Annotated in this window: 15 protein-coding genes; 4 read left to right on the top strand and 11 right to left on the bottom strand. The window is 60.7% G+C overall.

The genetic code is table 11. From position 1 onward, the window contains the following. Positions 1 to 17 precede the first annotated feature (17 nt). The 7 genes from NF78_RS11640 to NF78_RS11670 form a co-directional block, all read right to left on the bottom strand. A complete protein-coding gene (locus tag NF78_RS11640) occupies positions 18 to 404 on the bottom strand; it encodes a DUF2358 domain-containing protein (protein WP_035986507.1) in 387 nt (128 codons plus the stop codon). Between the two features lie 98 nt (positions 405 to 502). Further along, entirely contained in the window at positions 503 to 1,228 is a 726-nt protein-coding gene (locus tag NF78_RS11645) for an amino acid ABC transporter ATP-binding protein (RefSeq protein ID WP_412768530.1), read from the bottom strand. A gap of 287 nt (positions 1,229 to 1,515) precedes the next feature. Next, positions 1,516 to 2,733 carry an amino acid ABC transporter permease gene (locus NF78_RS11650; RefSeq protein ID WP_035986511.1) on the bottom strand — a complete coding sequence of 406 codons (1,218 nt, stop codon included), beginning with the start codon at positions 2,731 to 2,733 and terminating at the stop codon, positions 1,516 to 1,518. 3 nt (positions 2,734 to 2,736) lie between these two features. After that, complete coding sequence (locus NF78_RS11655; protein WP_035986513.1) at positions 2,737 to 3,915, bottom strand: amino acid ABC transporter permease; 1,179 nt, start codon at positions 3,913 to 3,915, stop codon at positions 2,737 to 2,739. 310 nt (positions 3,916 to 4,225) lie between these two features. After that, positions 4,226 to 5,284 carry an amino acid ABC transporter substrate-binding protein gene (locus tag NF78_RS11660; protein ID WP_035986516.1) on the bottom strand — a complete coding sequence of 353 codons (1,059 nt, stop codon included), beginning with the start codon at positions 5,282 to 5,284 and terminating at the stop codon, positions 4,226 to 4,228. Positions 5,285 to 5,956: 672 nt separating this feature from the next. Continuing rightward, positions 5,957 to 6,166 carry a hypothetical protein gene (locus NF78_RS11665; protein WP_035986518.1) on the bottom strand — a complete coding sequence of 70 codons (210 nt, stop codon included), beginning with the start codon at positions 6,164 to 6,166 and terminating at the stop codon, positions 5,957 to 5,959. 87 nt (positions 6,167 to 6,253) lie between these two features. After that, positions 6,254 to 6,979, bottom strand: coding sequence for a ComF family protein (locus NF78_RS11670; RefSeq protein ID WP_197064815.1), 726 nt, complete (start codon positions 6,977 to 6,979; stop codon positions 6,254 to 6,256). A gap of 433 nt (positions 6,980 to 7,412) precedes the next feature. On the opposite strand from NF78_RS11670, the gene NF78_RS11675 reads away from it, so the two are divergent. Together NF78_RS11675 and NF78_RS11680 are read left to right on the top strand one after the other, a co-directional pair. Further along, positions 7,413 to 9,785, top strand: coding sequence for a putative PEP-binding protein (locus NF78_RS11675; protein WP_035986519.1), 2,373 nt, complete (start codon positions 7,413 to 7,415; stop codon positions 9,783 to 9,785). A 93-nt stretch (positions 9,786 to 9,878) separates the two neighbouring features. Then, entirely contained in the window at positions 9,879 to 10,343 is a 465-nt protein-coding gene (locus tag NF78_RS11680) for a glutathione peroxidase (protein ID WP_035986521.1), read from the top strand. A gap of 132 nt (positions 10,344 to 10,475) precedes the next feature. Here NF78_RS11680 and csaB read toward each other — a convergent pair whose 3' ends face one another. Next, complete coding sequence (csaB, locus tag NF78_RS11685) at positions 10,476 to 11,549, bottom strand: polysaccharide pyruvyl transferase CsaB (protein ID WP_035986524.1); 1,074 nt, start codon at positions 11,547 to 11,549, stop codon at positions 10,476 to 10,478. 218 nt (positions 11,550 to 11,767) lie between these two features. Here csaB and NF78_RS11690 point away from each other — a divergent pair, with 218 nt between their 5' ends. Both NF78_RS11690 and NF78_RS11695 read left to right on the top strand, forming a co-directional pair. Beyond that, entirely contained in the window at positions 11,768 to 12,082 is a 315-nt protein-coding gene (locus NF78_RS11690) for a DUF2499 domain-containing protein (RefSeq protein WP_035986525.1), read from the top strand. Positions 12,083 to 12,196: 114 nt separating this feature from the next. Next, positions 12,197 to 12,505 (top strand): DUF3593 domain-containing protein, encoded by a 309-nt coding sequence (locus NF78_RS11695; protein WP_035986527.1) that lies wholly within the window; start codon positions 12,197 to 12,199, stop codon positions 12,503 to 12,505. A gap of 97 nt (positions 12,506 to 12,602) precedes the next feature. Here the strand turns inward: NF78_RS11695 and NF78_RS11700 are convergent, their stop codons facing one another. The 3 genes from NF78_RS11700 to NF78_RS11710 form a co-directional block, all read right to left on the bottom strand. Continuing rightward, a complete protein-coding gene (locus NF78_RS11700; RefSeq protein WP_035986530.1) occupies positions 12,603 to 13,238 on the bottom strand; it encodes a TenA family transcriptional regulator in 636 nt (211 codons plus the stop codon). A 103-nt stretch (positions 13,239 to 13,341) separates the two neighbouring features. Continuing rightward, on the bottom strand, positions 13,342 to 14,490 hold the full coding sequence (lptC, locus tag NF78_RS11705; protein ID WP_225885285.1) for an LPS export ABC transporter periplasmic protein LptC: 1,149 nt from the start codon (positions 14,488 to 14,490) through the stop codon (positions 13,342 to 13,344). Positions 14,491 to 14,507: 17 nt separating this feature from the next. Further along, on the bottom strand, positions 14,508 to 15,161 hold the full coding sequence (locus tag NF78_RS11710) for an NYN domain-containing protein (RefSeq protein WP_035986536.1): 654 nt from the start codon (positions 15,159 to 15,161) through the stop codon (positions 14,508 to 14,510). Positions 15,162 to 15,182: the final 21 nt, after the last annotated feature.

Here is a 15,182-nt window from a genome sequence, read left to right on the forward strand (position 1 = left end):
GTTGTTCTCAACCAACGTCAACCCTGCGGTGAGAAGAGCTGCCCCAGCACCGATAGGCGGGAGCAGTGCCAGTAGTCGATGTGAGAAATCACTTTGCCGTCGGCTCCCAGGGCTAGTTCGCTGTGCCCTGGAATGCTCATTCGCGGCTGCCAGGGGACAGGGGCGACCCAGCGGAGGGTCCAGCGGGTGTTAATTTGAGCGGGGTTGGCATACTCAATGCTGTGCAAGTCTAGCTCCACGGATTTGAACCAGCGATTGATCAATCCGATCATGCGCCGATAGCGATCGACACCGCGAAACTCGTTGAGCGGGTCTTTGAAGTACACATCGTCAGCGTACAGGTGATAGCTCTGATCTTGAGGAAAGCGCTCGTAGTCGAGGCGAATCTGTTCCAGGATATCCATAGCGAGACTGGCGCTCTACTCACCGGGGCAGGGAAAAAGTAGCATGGCCCGTTTGAGCCTGCTCACCCTTCAGGGTAACGCTCCAGTCAATTGGAAAGCTAAAGAATCTGGGACAGGAATTTTTTGGTGCGCTCTTCCCGGGGATTGCTGAAAAACTCCTGGGGGGTGTTTTCTTCCACCAGGTAGCCGCCGTCCATCAGCACCACGCGGTCGGCCACCTCGCGGGCAAAGCCGACTTCGTGGGTGACGCAAACCATCGTCATCCCCGATTTGGCCAGCCCACGCATGACGTCCAGCACCTCCCGCACCATCTCTGGGTCGAGGGCGGAGGTGGGCTCGTCAAACAGCATCACCTTGGGCTGCATGGCCAGGGAGCGCGCGATCGCCACCCGCTGCTGCTGTCCACCGGACAGCTGCCCCGGAAACTTGTGGGCTTGCTCCAAAATGCCGACCCGATCCAGCAGCTGCATCGCCACCTCCTGGGCCTTGGCCTTGGGCCAGCGACGCACCCAGATCGGGGCCAGGGTGACGTTTTGCAGCACGGTAAGGTGGGGAAACAGGTTGAACTGCTGAAACACCATGCCCACCTCGCGGCGGATGGCCTCAATGTTTTTGAGGTCGTGGGAAATGGTAATGCCGTCTACCTCAATGGAGCCTTTTTGGTAAGGTTCGAGGGCATTGAAGGTGCGAATAAAGGTGGACTTACCCGATCCAGACGGCCCCATGACCACCAGCACTTCGCCCTTGTAGACCGTCATACTGACGCCTTTGAGCACGTGAAAGCCGTTGTCGTACCACTTTTCCACATCGCGAGCGACAATCACTGGCTCAGTACCCATCTGATGGGCTGGTGGTTGCTCCGTCTGAAACTGTGTCATGAACGTTTTCCTCTTAGGTGAGACCCTGAGACGGGTCGCTAACGACGCAAAAACAACAACGAATTCAAAGCATTAGACACGTTAATCGCAGGCGAGTAATGCTATTTTGCCTTAACCCTAAGGGGTTTCTGAACGCCAGACTGTTAACTGTTACACGGAGAGACATTTAGTCGCGATCGCGCCCCAATCATCCCCGGCTTCAGCCACCGCCCAAGCCTCCTTTTAGGCAATGGTTAATGGTCAGTATTGAGTTTTTCTTCGATACGGCGACTGCCCAGGGACATGGCGTAGCAGAACACCCAGTAGATCACCGCCAAAAACAGGTACATCTCGGCAAAGCGCCCTAGGTAGGTCGGGTTTGCCAAAATGGAGCGGCCAATGCCCAGCAGCTCCGCCAGGCCCACAACGGCCAGCAGGGTAGTGTCCTGAAACAGGCTGATAAACTGCCCCACGATCGCCGGGATGGCAATTTTGAGCGCCTGGGGCAGGATGATAAAGCCCAGGGTCATGGGCTTATTGAGCCCCAGGGATGCAGCCGCCTCGTGCTGGCCTCGGGGCACCGCCTGAAGACCGGCGCGTACGTTTTCGGCCAGGTAGGCGGCGCTGAAGAGAGCCAGGGCAATGATCGCCCGCAGAATGCGATCGGGCCGAGACCCCACTGGCAGAAATAGCGGAATCATCACCTGCCCCATGAACAGCAGCGCCACCAGGGGCACCCCCCGCACCAGCTCAATGTAAATGGTCGACAGCCAGCGCACCAGCGGCAGGGCACTGCGCCGCCCCAGGGCCAGCAGCAGCCCCAGGGGGAAGCAGAGAACAATGCCGCTGACAGCGGTAAATAGCGTCAGCAGTAGCCCGCCCCACTCGTTGGTGCGCACCGGGGTGAGCCCCAGGCCACCGCCAATCAGCCAGATCGCCACAAAGTAGGACAGGAACCACAGGAGCGAGAGAATATTACCCATGCCGCGCACCCGCCGCCCCACCTGACGACCGGCCGCAGCGCTCACCGCCACCAGGGCCACAATCGGCAGCAGTTGCAGGGTACTGGGCCGGGTGGGCGGGAAGATCACAATAAAGGCGCAGACAACGGCAAAGCCAATCAGAATGTTGCGGCTAAACAGGGTGGACAGGTTGCGCCCCAGCACCCCCCACGACAGCCCCGCCAAACCGCAGATCATCGCCAGCAGCGCCCAGATGCGCGGATACAGGGCCGGGGGATAGGTGCCGGTCATCAACAGGTCGAAGTTGTTGGGTATTACCTGCCACTGGGCCGTAGTCAGGGCCCAGTGGATCAGGCTCAATATCCCGCCGCCCAGCACCAGCACCAGCACCACCGTCAGCAGACTATTGAACCAGTCGCTGAACAGATTTTTTTTGGCCCAGGCAACCGGCCCCAGGGCCAGGACCTCTGGGGGCGCAGAGGACAACGAATCGGGGGTTACGGTGGTCATCGCTTAGCGCTCCTTGAACTGGACTGTGCGGTTGAGCTGGTTCATAACCAGGGTGATGATCAGGCAGAGCACCAGGTAGGTCGCCATAATCACCAGGAAAACTTCCACCGGACGGCCCGTCTGGTTATAGGTGGTGGTGGCGACGGAGTACATCTCCGGAAAGGCGATCGCAAAGGCCAGACTGGTGTTTTTCGTCAGGTTCATAAACTCGCTGTTGAGCGGCGGAATGATCACCCGCAGCGCCTGGGGAAACACCACCAGCCGCATCACAATCCCCGCATGCAGACCCAGGGACCGGGCTGCCTCCCACTGCCCCTTAGACACCGACTGAATCCCCGCCCGCACAATTTCCGCCACAAAGGCGGAGGTGTAGAACACCAGGGCCGTCAGCGCCGCCGCGTACTCCCGCGTCAGCCGCAGCCCACCGGTTACACCGCCGGCCTCCAGGGCCTCGGGGAAGGTCCAGCCCAGGCCAAAGACCATCAGCCCCATCCACGCCACGCCCAGCACAATCAGGCCAATCAACTGATTTCGCCCCCCAGTGCCGGTTTCAATCCGCAGTCTGGTGCGCCACTGCCACAGGTACAGGGCCGCGATCGCCGCCGCGATCGTTGCCCCAATGCCCAGCAGCGCCAGCCCCGCACTGCCCGCCCAGGGAATAAAAATCCCCCGGTTGTTCAAAATCATCAGCCCCGACACCCCCAGCTGGTCGACGGGGCGAGGCAGCATGCCAAAGATGGCGAAATACCAAAAAAACAGCTGGAGCAGCAGCGGCACATTGCGTACCAGCCCGACGTAGAGGCGGCTGAGTTTGTACAGCAGCCAGTTTTTAGAAAAACTGGCCACCCCTGCCGCGGTTCCCAACACCGTAGTTAGAGCAATGCCCGCCGCCACCAGGCTGAGGGTATTGCTGAGGCCCACCAGCAGCGCCCGCCAGTAGGGGTCGTTGGGGCGATACTGAATCAGGCTTTCGCCAATGCTAAAACCAGCTGGGTTGCGCAAAAACGCAAACCCAAATACCCGCCCCTGCTGAGTCAGGTTGCGGTTCAAGTTGCCTAGGAAAAAGCTCAGCAAGAGCAGCACGACGATCAGCGTAATCACCTGGAAGGCAATCTTCCAGAATCGCTCGTCCCGCAGCATCACCCTGAGGTTGAAGGGTGTACTGCCGCTGTTGTGGGCCATCTATGTCACCTGCGGTTGAATCGGCTAAATCGGGCAAAAGCTGTATGCAAAATAATCCAGGAGGGATGTCAAGAAAAGTTCAATTTGTTACAAGGGTTTATAAAAAAGGCGCAGACTAGCTGCGCCTTTCAAGCTCAAGGGATGTCATCAATATCGGGCCAACCCCTCTTGCCACCAACACACCAAGCCCAACCCAAACGCAGGGTTAGATCCGTGGCTGTTGGCGATTGAATGCTCAGGGGCTCAGGATGACAGCCCTCAGACGTGACCAGCTAAGACCAGAGGGTCCAGGTCACTCGTCGCCTGTGGCTTAGCGGAAGGGGGGAGAGTACATCAGGCCACCGTCGGTCCAGAGGGCATTTTGGCCGCGCTCCAGGGCAAATTGGGAACCTGCCCCCAGGTTGCGATCAAAAATTTCACCGTAGTTGCCCACCTGGGTAATCACCTGCACCATAAAGTCGTTGGGCAGCCCCATATCGGTGCCCAGCGTCCCCTCCTGGCCCAGGAAACGAGCAATATCAGGATTCTCGGTGCCCTCGAAGGTGGCGATGTTGTCCGAGGTGATGTCGAACTCCTCAGCCTGCATCAGGCCGAAGGTGACCCACTTAACCACGTCGAACCAGGCGGAGTCGTTGTTGACGGTCACCGGGCCGAGGGGCTCCTTGGACATGGTGACTTCAAGCAGAACATGGTCATCGGGGTTGCTGAGGGTGCTGCGGCGGGCAATCAGCTGCGACTTGTCGGAGGTCATGCCCTCACAGCGGCCTTCGTCGTAGGCGGCGTAGGCTGCATCGGCATCCTGAAACACCACCGGCTCGAAGTTGACGTTGAGCTGGCGCATTTGGTCAGTCAGGTTGAGCTCGGTGGTGGTACCGGTCTCTACGCACACGGCCTGCCCTTCAAAGTCGGTCAGCTCGGTGATGCCGCTGTCGGTGCGCACCAACATACCCTGGCCATCAAAGAAGGTGGTAGGGGCGAACTCCAGACCCAGGCTGGTATCGCGGCTAATGGTCCAGGTGGTGTTGCGAGAGAGCATGTCAACTTCGCCACCGGCCAGGGCGGTGAAGCGCTCGGTAGAATCCAGACGGCGATACTCTACCGCATCGGCATCGCCTAAAACGGCGGCGGCTACGGCCCGGCAGACATCGACATCCAGTCCGGAATAGGTGCCTGCCTCATCGACAAAGCTAAAACCAGGGATGCCACCATCAACGCCACAGATCAGCTGACCGCGGCTTGTAACAGTATCCAAACGGCTGCCTCCGGCAGGGGCCGCTCCCCCGCCACCGCCAGCGGTAGTTGTGGTGTCGCCACCGCAGGCGGCTATCGTTAGCCCCAGGGCGGCTGCTAATAAACCCCACTTACGCATGAATCAATCCTCACTCACAAGAAAAAAAACACTGCAAAATCTACACTCTTTAGAAACCAAGAGTGTTGCACTTGCTTAACACTCCAACGGTTTGAGTTTTCATTTTGCATCAGAGATAACAATATAGCTGGAGGAGATTCAAAGTGGGGTAGCGCGATATCTATATCTGGCAATAGCGAAACGTCCGTAGTTTTAAACCTTCGCCGTTAACCTGTCTGTGGATTAAGGGCTCCCTTGTTCTGGCCATCGATCTGTCAGGGCGCTAGGCGTTGACCTAAGGTTTAGTCAAACCTAAGTTTGTAGGTTGGGTGGCGCGCTAGCAGAACCCAGCAAGGCTGACTGCCATTGGGTTACGCTCTGCTTTACCCAACTTACGGGAACCCTAACTTCTTAGCTTTGACGCTGCGTTAGGCGTTGACCTGAGGTTTAGTGAGGCGTAGGAGGCAAACGTTTTAGAGGTATGACAGTCTCTGAGTTACGTGCCTTTACACCCTAAAACCCAGCGAACTGTTACATTGCATGGGTCATAGCCATCCAAAACCGGGCAGACGACTGGAACCGCCTGGCATGATTAGCTAAGCGTTTCTGATCACTAAAAACCAAGTACCTGAGATCCGCAGCAACGGGATACATCTAGGCCGCCTATGCCGCAGAGTAAGTATTGGGCTGTACCTAGCGCTCCTGGGCCAGGTCGCGGATAAGGGGGATTTTAGCGAGAATATAGCCGTGCAGCTGATCGGCTTCGGCCTGGTTAATGGACTGCTGCCCCGTGAACTGGTCTAACAGCCAGTGCACCAGGCTATGGTCATCTAGGGCCAGGAGATGACTGCTCTGCGACCGTTCTACCAAAGACCACAGGCGTCGTAGAAGCTGAGGGTTCATAGCAGCTGTTAATAATTTCTTTAGATTTATACTAATGCACTTGCCCCGGGTTATGGCAGTGGCAAAGAATTATTAAGGTAGCCTCTGCTACTGGGTAGTCCCTGTGCCCTGGGATGGAGAGATGGTGGGGACAGCGCCCTGGGTTTCAGCGGCGATCGCGCGAGCCACCGTGCAGATGCCGGCTACCGCAATGCCACTGTTGCGCAGGGTTTGAGCGGCGGCCTGGGCCGTGGCTCCCGTGGTGAAAATATCGTCGAGCAGCCACACCGTAGTATTTCGTAGGGCACCGATTTGGGCTGGATCGACCGCAAAGGCCTGGGCTAAATTTTGGTGGCGGGCGGTGCGGTTCAGGCTGTGCTGGGCCTGGGTTGCCCGAATGCGCCGCAGCCCGTGGCTGTACAGGGGCAGCCGGGTGGTGCGGCAAAACCCCTGGGCCAGCAGATCGGCCTGGTTAAAGCCGCGCTGCTGCAGCTTGGCGGGATGGAGAGGAATAGGCACAATGGCCACGGAATGGGGCCGGGGGGTAGGCTGGTGGTCGCGCCAGGTCTGCCCCAGGGCAGCGCCCAAAACCCGCGCGATCTCCCGTTGACCGCTGTACTTGAGGCTGCCGATCGCCTGGCGGAGGCTGCCTTCGTAGTGCCCCCAGTTCAGGATTGTCAGGTCATTCCAGCGGCGATCGCAGGGAATTGTCGTCTGACACTGCCGCACCTGGCGATCGCAGCTGGGGCAGAGCACCGCCGGGGTCGAACGCTGACACAGCGGGCAGGGGCTGGCCAGAAATAGGCTCAATAGCTGCTGTTTACCTTGACTCAACCAGGTTGACGTGGACGAAAATGGCGTCTGCTTCTGCATAGAGAATTACCCTGATGGTGTGGGGCAGGGCTGGGATTGGCACTGCCAAATCCATTGTCAAAGCGGGCTGGCGACCGTGGCGAGGGTAAAAATAACCAAGCTTTGTTTGAGTTGGGTCCGATTGTGGACCTTTGGACGGGTGTTTGGGGTGAGGCGGACGGGTGAGGCGGTCGGTTAAGGCGATGGTCATCGCGTAGAATCAAAACTATAAGATGATGATTCTGCAAATGACACTTTAAAGAAGACGCTCCTCGGCGATCGCCCCAGGGCACGGGGCCTCGACGGATGGAATGGGTGAGGGTTCTGGGGCGACTATAGGCCTTGATTAAAATCCAATACGTTGGCCATCTCCCTCCGGCTGGTTTTTGGTGAGGGCTAGCCTTTTACCTCTGGTATGACCTGGCTTCGACAACTGGATGACCTGGGCATAGCCGATCTGCGGGCGGTGGGTCAAAAAGCTTACTACCTGAGTTGCCTAAAGCAGCAGGGGCTGCCCGTCGCCCAGGGGCGGGTGCTGACGGCCGCTACCTGGCACCGCAGCCTGGAGCAACTAGCCGGGCTAGACCTGGCGGACGATCGCCTGGCCGCCGTTTGCCAGGGCGGCTATGCCGTCCTGCAGCAGTGCAGTCAGCGCTGGCAGCAGGCCATGGGGGCCACCCCAACCGCCCAGGCCGACTGGGCCGACTGGGCCAACTCCGCCCCAGAGCAGGACATGGTGGCCACCGCCTGGATGCTGCGCTCGTCGCTGTGGGTCGATGGGCCGTCGGAGCGTTGGTCGGTTCCGCCCTCGCTGCTCGGCAGCGGGCTGTTGCCGGCCCAGGTGGAGGCCGATTACGCCCTGCTGCCCCAGGTGCTGCCACAGTTCTGGAGCCAGGCGCTGACGGCCCGCTGCCTGGCGGTTTGGCAGCTGCACTGCGAGCGGCTCAGGGACCTCAGCCTGGCCACGCTGATTATGCCGGTTTACCCAGCGATCGCCTCCGGCACCCTGACCCTTGAGCGGGGGCAGATCACCGTGACGGCGGTGGCCGGGCTGGGGTTTGCCCTCAGCCAGGGAGAGGCGCGGCCCGCCTGCTGCCGCACCAGCCGCAGCACCCTGGCTACGGCTACCTGGGAACCGGGGTTTCAGGAACGGGTTTACCAGCTGCTGCCGCCCTCTAAGTACCACCCCAATCCAGCGGCGACAGCCCAGCCCATTGCCCTCCTGGAGCGCGATTGCCCGGAGCTGCCCCCGCCTCTGAATACGGCTCAGCTGGCCCGCCTGGTGGGCCTGGCGGAGCAGGCCCAGGCGGCCCTCGGCAGGGGCGGAATCCGTTTGGAATGGCTGTTACACCCCGGCCCCAATCCCGCCCAGCCCGCCCTGGTGATCACCGAAGCAACTCCCTGGGGTGACCCCGCGCCAGTGACCCCTGCGCGGCCTCCGACCCCCTCGGCCCGCCCCAGCGCTCAGCCTCCCCTGCCCTCGGCCAGTACGGTGGTGCGCGGCATTGGTGCCGCGGGAGGGCGAATTCAGGGGGTGGCGGTGGTCGCTAACCACCCCCAGGATCTGCCCGAGCCCCTGCCGGTGGGGGCCATCGTGGTGCTGCCCGACCTCCAGCCCGATGTCTTTATGCAGCTTGAGGCGGTGACGGGCATTGTGACCGAGCGGGGCGGGGCCACCTGCCATGCGGCAATTTTGGCCCGGGAGGTGGGGATTCCAGCCGTGGTTGGGGCACCCCAGGCCACCCAGCTCTTGGAAACGGGCATGGTGCTCTGGCTGGACGGCGATCGCGGCGTGGTCTACGGGCTGACCGAGGAGGCCACCAACCACCAGCAGTTTGCAACCGCCCTGGCTCAGTTTCAAACCCTGGCTCCGCCCCTGGAGCTGTCGCCCCAGCACAGAGTGCGCTACCAGCACCTGCGCACCCAGGTGATGATCAACCTGAGCCAGACTCGGCAGTTGGACACCCTGCCCATGGACTACGCCCAGGGCATTGGTCTGCTGCGATCGGAGTGGCTGCTGCTGGAGGTGCTGGATGGACGTCACCCGTGGGACTGGGTGAATCAGGGGCAGGAGGCCGAGCTGCAAAGCCGTCTGGTGCAGCAGCTGGAGCCGATCGCCCAGGCCCTGGGGCCTAAGCCCCTGCGCTACCGCAGTCTCGATCTGCGCTCCCACGAATGGCAGGCCCTGCAGGGCAGCCCATCGGTCGAGCCCAACCCAATGCTGGGGCTGCGCGGCACCCTCAGCTACGAAGTGGACGATCGCCTGTTTTTGGTGGAGCTAGGGGCTCTGGCCACGCTGCAGCGGGCCGGATACACCAATTTGCAGCTAATTTTGCCCTTCGTGCGCACCGTCGAAGAGGCGATCGCCTGTCGGCAGCGGGTTGAGCGCACGGGCCTGCTCGACGCTGAAGGCTTTGCCCTGTGGATTATGGCTGAGGTGCCCTCGGTGTTGTTTCTGCTGCCCGCCTACGCCCAGGCCGGAATTCAGGGCATTGCCATCGGCTCCAATGATTTAACCCAACTGCTGCTGGCCGTCGATCGCGACCAGCCCACCATGGCTTCAGCCTACGACGAACGCCATCCCGTTGTGCGCCTGGCGATGGCTCACCTGGTGCAGGAGGCTCGCCGCTACGGCCTGATATGCTCTATCTGTGGACAGGCCCCGGTGCGCCATCCCGAGCTAATTGCAGATCTAGTCGACTGGGGAATTGACTCCATTTCGGTCGAAGCCGCCGCGCTGCCCTTTACCTTTGAAGCGGTGTGGCAGGCTGAGCAGGGGGAGCGGTAGCAAGCCGCCTGCCCCCGCAAAGTCACCCCGGCATACACAGCGATCGCCGTTTGATGGCCGATAATTAAGACGTTGTGCAGACAGTTAAGCCCTATGTCTCTTCCTTCCAACCTGGCTACCCTAGACGGTGCGCCTCTGGCCCCCGAATCCCTGGCCAACAAAGTCATTTTGTTTGTAAATGTGGCCAGCAAGTGTGGTCTGACACCCCAGTACAGCGGTCTGGTAGACCTGGACAAAGCCTATGGCGATCGCGGCCTGATGATTGTAGGGGTGCCCTGCAACCAGTTCGGGCAGCAGGAACCCGGCAGCTCTGAAGAAATCAAAGACTTCACCAAAACCAAGTACGACGTCGATTTCACCCTGCTCGAAAAGCAGGATGTCAACGGTCCCAACCGCAGCCCGCTCTACCAGTTTTTGGTGGGGGAAGGCCCGGATATCACCTGGAACTTTGGCAAGTTTCTGGTCGGTCGCGACGGCAGCGTGGTCGCCCGCTTTGACCCCCAAACTCCGCCCAACGACCCCGAGCTGAAGGCGGCGATCGAGCAGGCCCTGGGCTAAGGGGTCAGCGGGTTTAGGGCGTGTCGTTAAGTCCGGTTAACAACCGTCTACTAACAGCCGTGCCACGCCCGACCCAAACAACAGGCGAGGGGCCGTCGCCTATAGTTCTTGGATTATATAGTTCTTGGATCATTAAGAGTGAATGGATGACGCCCCTAGCACGTCGTGCAGCAGGTCCTGGTGCATGAGGGCGCGATCGACCCGCGATTTGATTTGCTCTGGAGTCAAGGGGTCGCCGTTGGCGTAGACCTCCAGCCAGGCTTGGGTCACCTGCTCCGGGGTCTCTGGCCAGCGATGGGCCACCGCTCGGGGATTGAGATCAAAGCCCGGCAGATCAAGGTCGGTCATCAGCTGGCTGACCTTGGGGTCGTAGCTGAACCCAAAACAGCGGCAGCCCTCAGCCGCCGCCATGATCAGGGCGTGGAGCCGCATTCCCAGGGTCATCTCCACGCCGCGAAACAACCCCTTGAGCTGGTGGGGGTCGCTGAGGGTGTAGATGTGGCTGGGGCCGGGCAGACGGGGCTGAATATACTCGGCAATGGGCAGATCTTTGCCGGGCTGAAACGGCACCAGCAGCAGGCAGGTCCGGGTAGCCGATTGAAACGCGGCCAGGGCTTGAGTGAACTGGTCGAGGCGGCTTTCGGTAAGCCAGGGATGGGGACGCAGGGCCACGGCAACGCGGGGGGCGGGGAGATCCCACAGCCCCTCCACAGGGGCAGCCTCCAGGGCCCACACCGGATCGGGGGCCTGCATGCCCGGCACCTGCCAGCGGGCCAACCAGGCCGCCGAGCCATTGTCGCGCACGCTGACGGCGTCACAGCGGCCCAGCGTATAGCGCCCCAGCCCCTGACTGAGGGGATGGTTGAGCGGACCTATGCCCTGGCCCCAGGCCAGGGTCTTGAGCCCCAGCCACTGGGCCAGGGCCATCAGGCCGCCGTAGTAAATAGGATTTTGCAGGCTGGTGGCATCTTGCAGCAGGCTCCCCCCGCCCCAAATAAACACATCGGCCCCTCGCAACGCCCGCAGAACGGGCTTCAAGGCTTTGCGGGGCACCGCCTCCACCCCGTAGCGCTGGGCAGTTTCAGCCGGGTTGCCGGACAGCACCACCGGAGTCACCCTGGGGGGCAGCATTTGCAGCAGGGTGGCCAGCAGCGCTTCGTCGCCGCCGTTGCCCATGCCGTAGTAGCCACACAAAACCGCTCGCATGTCTCCTGCCCCCGATCAACCCGCTGATATTGCCATCGCCAGAACTGTTAGGACAATCTGTAACCGCGTGGGGCGATGGCTATACGCCATTGCGCTGCCCCAGTTCTGGCGAGCAACAGGGGCAGATGTCCTAAGCGCAATGGCCATCGCGATAAAACCGCTATACGCCGTTGCCCCGACCTCTCTACAATAGAGGCTGTTGTCACGCTCTGAACCCCATGCACGCCCTGTCGCTACCCACCTGGATGATCCACATTTCAAGCGTGCTGGAGTGGATGGCGGCGATGTGGTTCATCTGGCAGTTTGCGGCAGTAACCCAGCGCCCTGTGTGGCGGTGGCTGGCGATCGCCATGTTTCCAGCCCTGGTCAGCGCTATGGCCGCCTGCACCTGGCACCTGTTCGACAACGCGCCCGGGCTGGCCTGGCTGGTGACTTTCCAGGCCGCCATGACGGTGGTGGGCAATGCTACCCTCTGCCTCGCCGCCTGGTGGATCTGGCGGCAGGGCAGCGCTTCGGCAACCAGCGCCAAGTAAGTTTTAGATTTGAAATTCTTAGATTTTGGATTTCAGATTTCAAGCAGCAATTTACCCCTCCCTCCCCACCCGCCTACTCACCCACCCGCCTACCTCCCCCCTCACCCATCCCCAATGCTCGACAAAAACACTCTCTTTGCCATGTCCCTCTTCCCCTACCTGGGGTTTCTGTGGTTCATGAGCCAAACCAAAGAAACTCCCCGCCTGGCGCTGTCCGGGTTCTATGCGCTGCTGGTGTTTGTGGCCGTGACCATTCCGGCGGGCATCTATGCCAAGGTGGGCCTGGGTGAAGAGTTGGCCAATGTCGACTGGCTGCACGGGGGAGCCGAGGCGTTCCTGACTCTGTCAAACATTCTGGTGGTGCTGGGGTTTCGGCAGGCGGTCTTGCAGCACCGGGCCGGGGTGGAGGAAGAGGGCAAGTGAGGTGATGGGGAGGTAGAGGGATAGAGGGATGATAGAGAGATGAGTCGTTGAGGAGCCGTGACAATCAAGCCCTCCCAGGCCTATTTCACCTACGACCTCACCTACCCTCATCCCCCAGGGCAAAGGCCATTTGCCAGAAGGCGGCTTCGAGTTCGGCAACTCGCAGAAAGGCAGCTTTGGCTTCGGCCTCCACCATGGGACTGGCGGTGGCCAGGGCCGCATCGGCCTGGGCGGCCAGCAGGCGCACGTAGTCGGTGAAGCCGGGGTTGCCCCAGCGATCGGCAAACTCGGTGTAGGGTTCGGGCATGGGGCCAGGGAGTTGCCAGCCCTGGTTGTAGGCATATTCGATCGCCCACAGGGCGGTGGCCTGCACCGGGTAGGGGGCAATGGCCAGGCTGGCCATAAACTCACAGTAGTACTGACAGGTGGGCTGAAGGGGAGTGACCAGATTGAGCGATCGCTCGGCAGCCTTGGCCTCAAACCACAGCAGCTCGTCCTTGAGGGCCCCCAGCCCCGCCAGCAGCCCGTCAATGTGGTCGTCGGGGGCGGCGGCCAGCACCCGGCCCACCATGCGGGTAAAGGCTTTGACAAACAAAAAGTCCTGCACCAGCCAGGTGTTGAACTGGGCTGACTGTAGGGTACCGCTGTGGCAACCGCTCAAGAAAGGATGGGTGGTGGCCTTTTCCCAGGCGATCGGGTGGGCTTGCAGCAGGGACTGACAGGTCAATGGCATGGAACGTTTCTCAGCAGGACTGGGGTGAGCAGTTTAGGGTTTATGGGCTGCGGTCGAAGGCTCAGGTCTGCACCCGATATCGGCGACCTGACGCCGAATACCCCTAATTCGGCACAATTTCGGTGACGACGCGGCCGCCGTCCACCACAACAGTTTGATCGTCGAGGCGACCCACCGCGCGGGAGCCGTTGAGGTTGAGGGTGGGGTTGACCTGGCGATAGTTGACTCGGCCTTCGGCCACCACCGTCTGGCTTTCCACGTCCCACCTGAGGCGATCGCTGGTCATGCGGGTCTGATTGGTTTCGCCAACAGCCACCACGTCCTGGGTCAGCAGAATTTGCTGAGCGGCCAGGTCCATCTGACCCCGGCTGGCGGTGACCCGAATTCTGTTTTCGGGGTGGACTAGGGTCAGGGGCTGGTTGACCGCTACCTGCTCCTGATCCACCTGCCAATCCAGGGCCTCGCTGGTCATGGTGAGCGGTAGTTCCAGCATTTGCATCGCCACCTGCCCCCGCAGGGCAACCAGCTTCTCCGCCAGGTCCACAGAACCGCGCTGGCCGGTGACGACATCGCTGATGGCGTTTTGCTTAAACTGCTCAACCCGCAGGGGCTGGGTGCTATCGATGCGCTCGTCCTGCCAAAACCAGGTCAGTTCCTGGGCCTGGAGCTTGAGCCAGGGCTCAGTTTGGGGATCTTCCACCACGGTGTTGGCCACCACGTTGCCCTCTAGCTCCATGCGGTTTTCGCGGTTAAACACCCGCGCCTCATCGGCGGCGGCTCGCAGCTGGGGATGGGTGCCGGTAATCTGATTGCGCATGATCAGCACGTCATTTTGGGGTCGCCACTCCATTTCGCTGCCGCGCAAAATGGAGCCGTTCTGGACACCGGTGGCCACAATATTGCCGCGCAGCAGAATCACGCTGCCGTTTTCCCGCACTTCCCCCGTGTCGGCAACGACCCTGTAGATTACCTCCCCATCCTGAAACAGGTCGCCGTCGGGCCTGGTGATGAAGGCCACCTGCTGGTCAGTGCTGTAGGTGACTTCGTCACCCTTCACTCGCCACAGCAGCTGCCCCTGGTCATCGGGCTGCTCCAGGGTGACATCGCGCAGGGTGAGGCCGGGTTCTGGATCGTTGGCCGTGTCTACCACCCCGCTATTGGGATCCGGGCCAGGGCCAATCAAGCTATACAGGCCTACCGTCAGGGCGGCGATCGCCGCCCCGCTAATCATTAACCGCCGCCACTGTGCCATGCTGCGCCTGGGAAAAACTACTCGCCGATCGCTAGGCTATCGTTCGGAGGTTCCTCTGCGGTAGCTAAATTAGACAGCGGGCGATAGGTGTAGTTTTGACTGGCAGAATTTCGGGGCAGCTTGCGAATGTCGTCCTTGACCCCTTCCAGGTCAATGTAGCGATCGGCCACATTGATCAGGCTGTCGCTGGTCATCGATCGCAGGCTGACCACCTCCACCCGCGCCCCCCGATAGCTGGCGGCATCGGCGGCGTAGGCCAGATCGCCATCGCCGCTGACCAGTACCGCCGTGTCGTAGTAGTCGACCAGGGCCACCAGGTCAACGGCAATTTCGACGTCCAGATTGGCTTTTTTCGAGCCGTCGGGCAGCTGCACCAGGTCCTTGGCAATCACTCGGTAGCCGTTGCGCCGCATCCACAGCAAGAACCCCTGCTGCTTTTCGTTGGTACGGTCTACCCCGGTGTAGAAAAACGATCGAAACAGCCGTGACCCGGAGGTCAGCTTGCACAGCAACTTGGTGTAGTCGATTTCAATCCCCAGTTGCAGGGCCGCATAGAACAGATTGGATCCATCGATAAAAATAGCCACCCGCCCCCGATTGTCGAGCACCTGCTCTGGGGTGAATATGGCGTCGTCGCTAAGGAGAGAATGGTTCTGGTGAGTATCTAACATGGGGTTTTAAGTGGTTATTAA

It is taken from the genome of Leptolyngbya sp. KIOST-1 (assembly GCF_000763385.1).
Taxonomy (GTDB): domain Bacteria; phylum Cyanobacteriota; class Cyanobacteriia; order Phormidesmidales; family Phormidesmidaceae; genus Nodosilinea.

What these genes read in the sequence shown, in the direction of transcription:
- NF78_RS11700 (WP_035986530.1), bottom strand. Translation starts at nt 13,238, where the DNA reads ATGCCATTGACCTGTCAGTCCCTGCTGCAAGCCCACCCGATCGCCTGG.
- NF78_RS11690 (WP_035986525.1), top strand. Translation starts at nt 11,768, where the DNA reads ATGCACGCCCTGTCGCTACCCACCTGGATGATCCACATTTCAAGCGTG.
- NF78_RS11640 (WP_035986507.1), bottom strand. Translation starts at nt 404, where the DNA reads ATGGATATCCTGGAACAGATTCGCCTCGACTACGAGCGCTTTCCTCAA.
- csaB (WP_035986524.1), bottom strand. Translation starts at nt 11,549, where the DNA reads ATGCGAGCGGTTTTGTGTGGCTACTACGGCATGGGCAACGGCGGCGAC.
- NF78_RS11680 (WP_035986521.1), top strand. Translation starts at nt 9,879, where the DNA reads ATGTCTCTTCCTTCCAACCTGGCTACCCTAGACGGTGCGCCTCTGGCC.
- NF78_RS11710 (WP_035986536.1), bottom strand. Translation starts at nt 15,161, where the DNA reads ATGTTAGATACTCACCAGAACCATTCTCTCCTTAGCGACGACGCCATA.
- NF78_RS11665 (WP_035986518.1), bottom strand. Translation starts at nt 6,166, where the DNA reads ATGAACCCTCAGCTTCTACGACGCCTGTGGTCTTTGGTAGAACGGTCG.
- NF78_RS11675 (WP_035986519.1), top strand. Translation starts at nt 7,413, where the DNA reads ATGACCTGGCTTCGACAACTGGATGACCTGGGCATAGCCGATCTGCGG.
- NF78_RS11655 (WP_035986513.1), bottom strand. Translation starts at nt 3,915, where the DNA reads ATGGCCCACAACAGCGGCAGTACACCCTTCAACCTCAGGGTGATGCTG.
- NF78_RS11650 (WP_035986511.1), bottom strand. Translation starts at nt 2,733, where the DNA reads ATGACCACCGTAACCCCCGATTCGTTGTCCTCTGCGCCCCCAGAGGTC.
- NF78_RS11660 (WP_035986516.1), bottom strand. Translation starts at nt 5,284, where the DNA reads ATGCGTAAGTGGGGTTTATTAGCAGCCGCCCTGGGGCTAACGATAGCC.
- lptC (WP_225885285.1), bottom strand. Translation starts at nt 14,490, where the DNA reads ATGGCACAGTGGCGGCGGTTAATGATTAGCGGGGCGGCGATCGCCGCC.
- NF78_RS11695 (WP_035986527.1), top strand. Translation starts at nt 12,197, where the DNA reads ATGCTCGACAAAAACACTCTCTTTGCCATGTCCCTCTTCCCCTACCTG.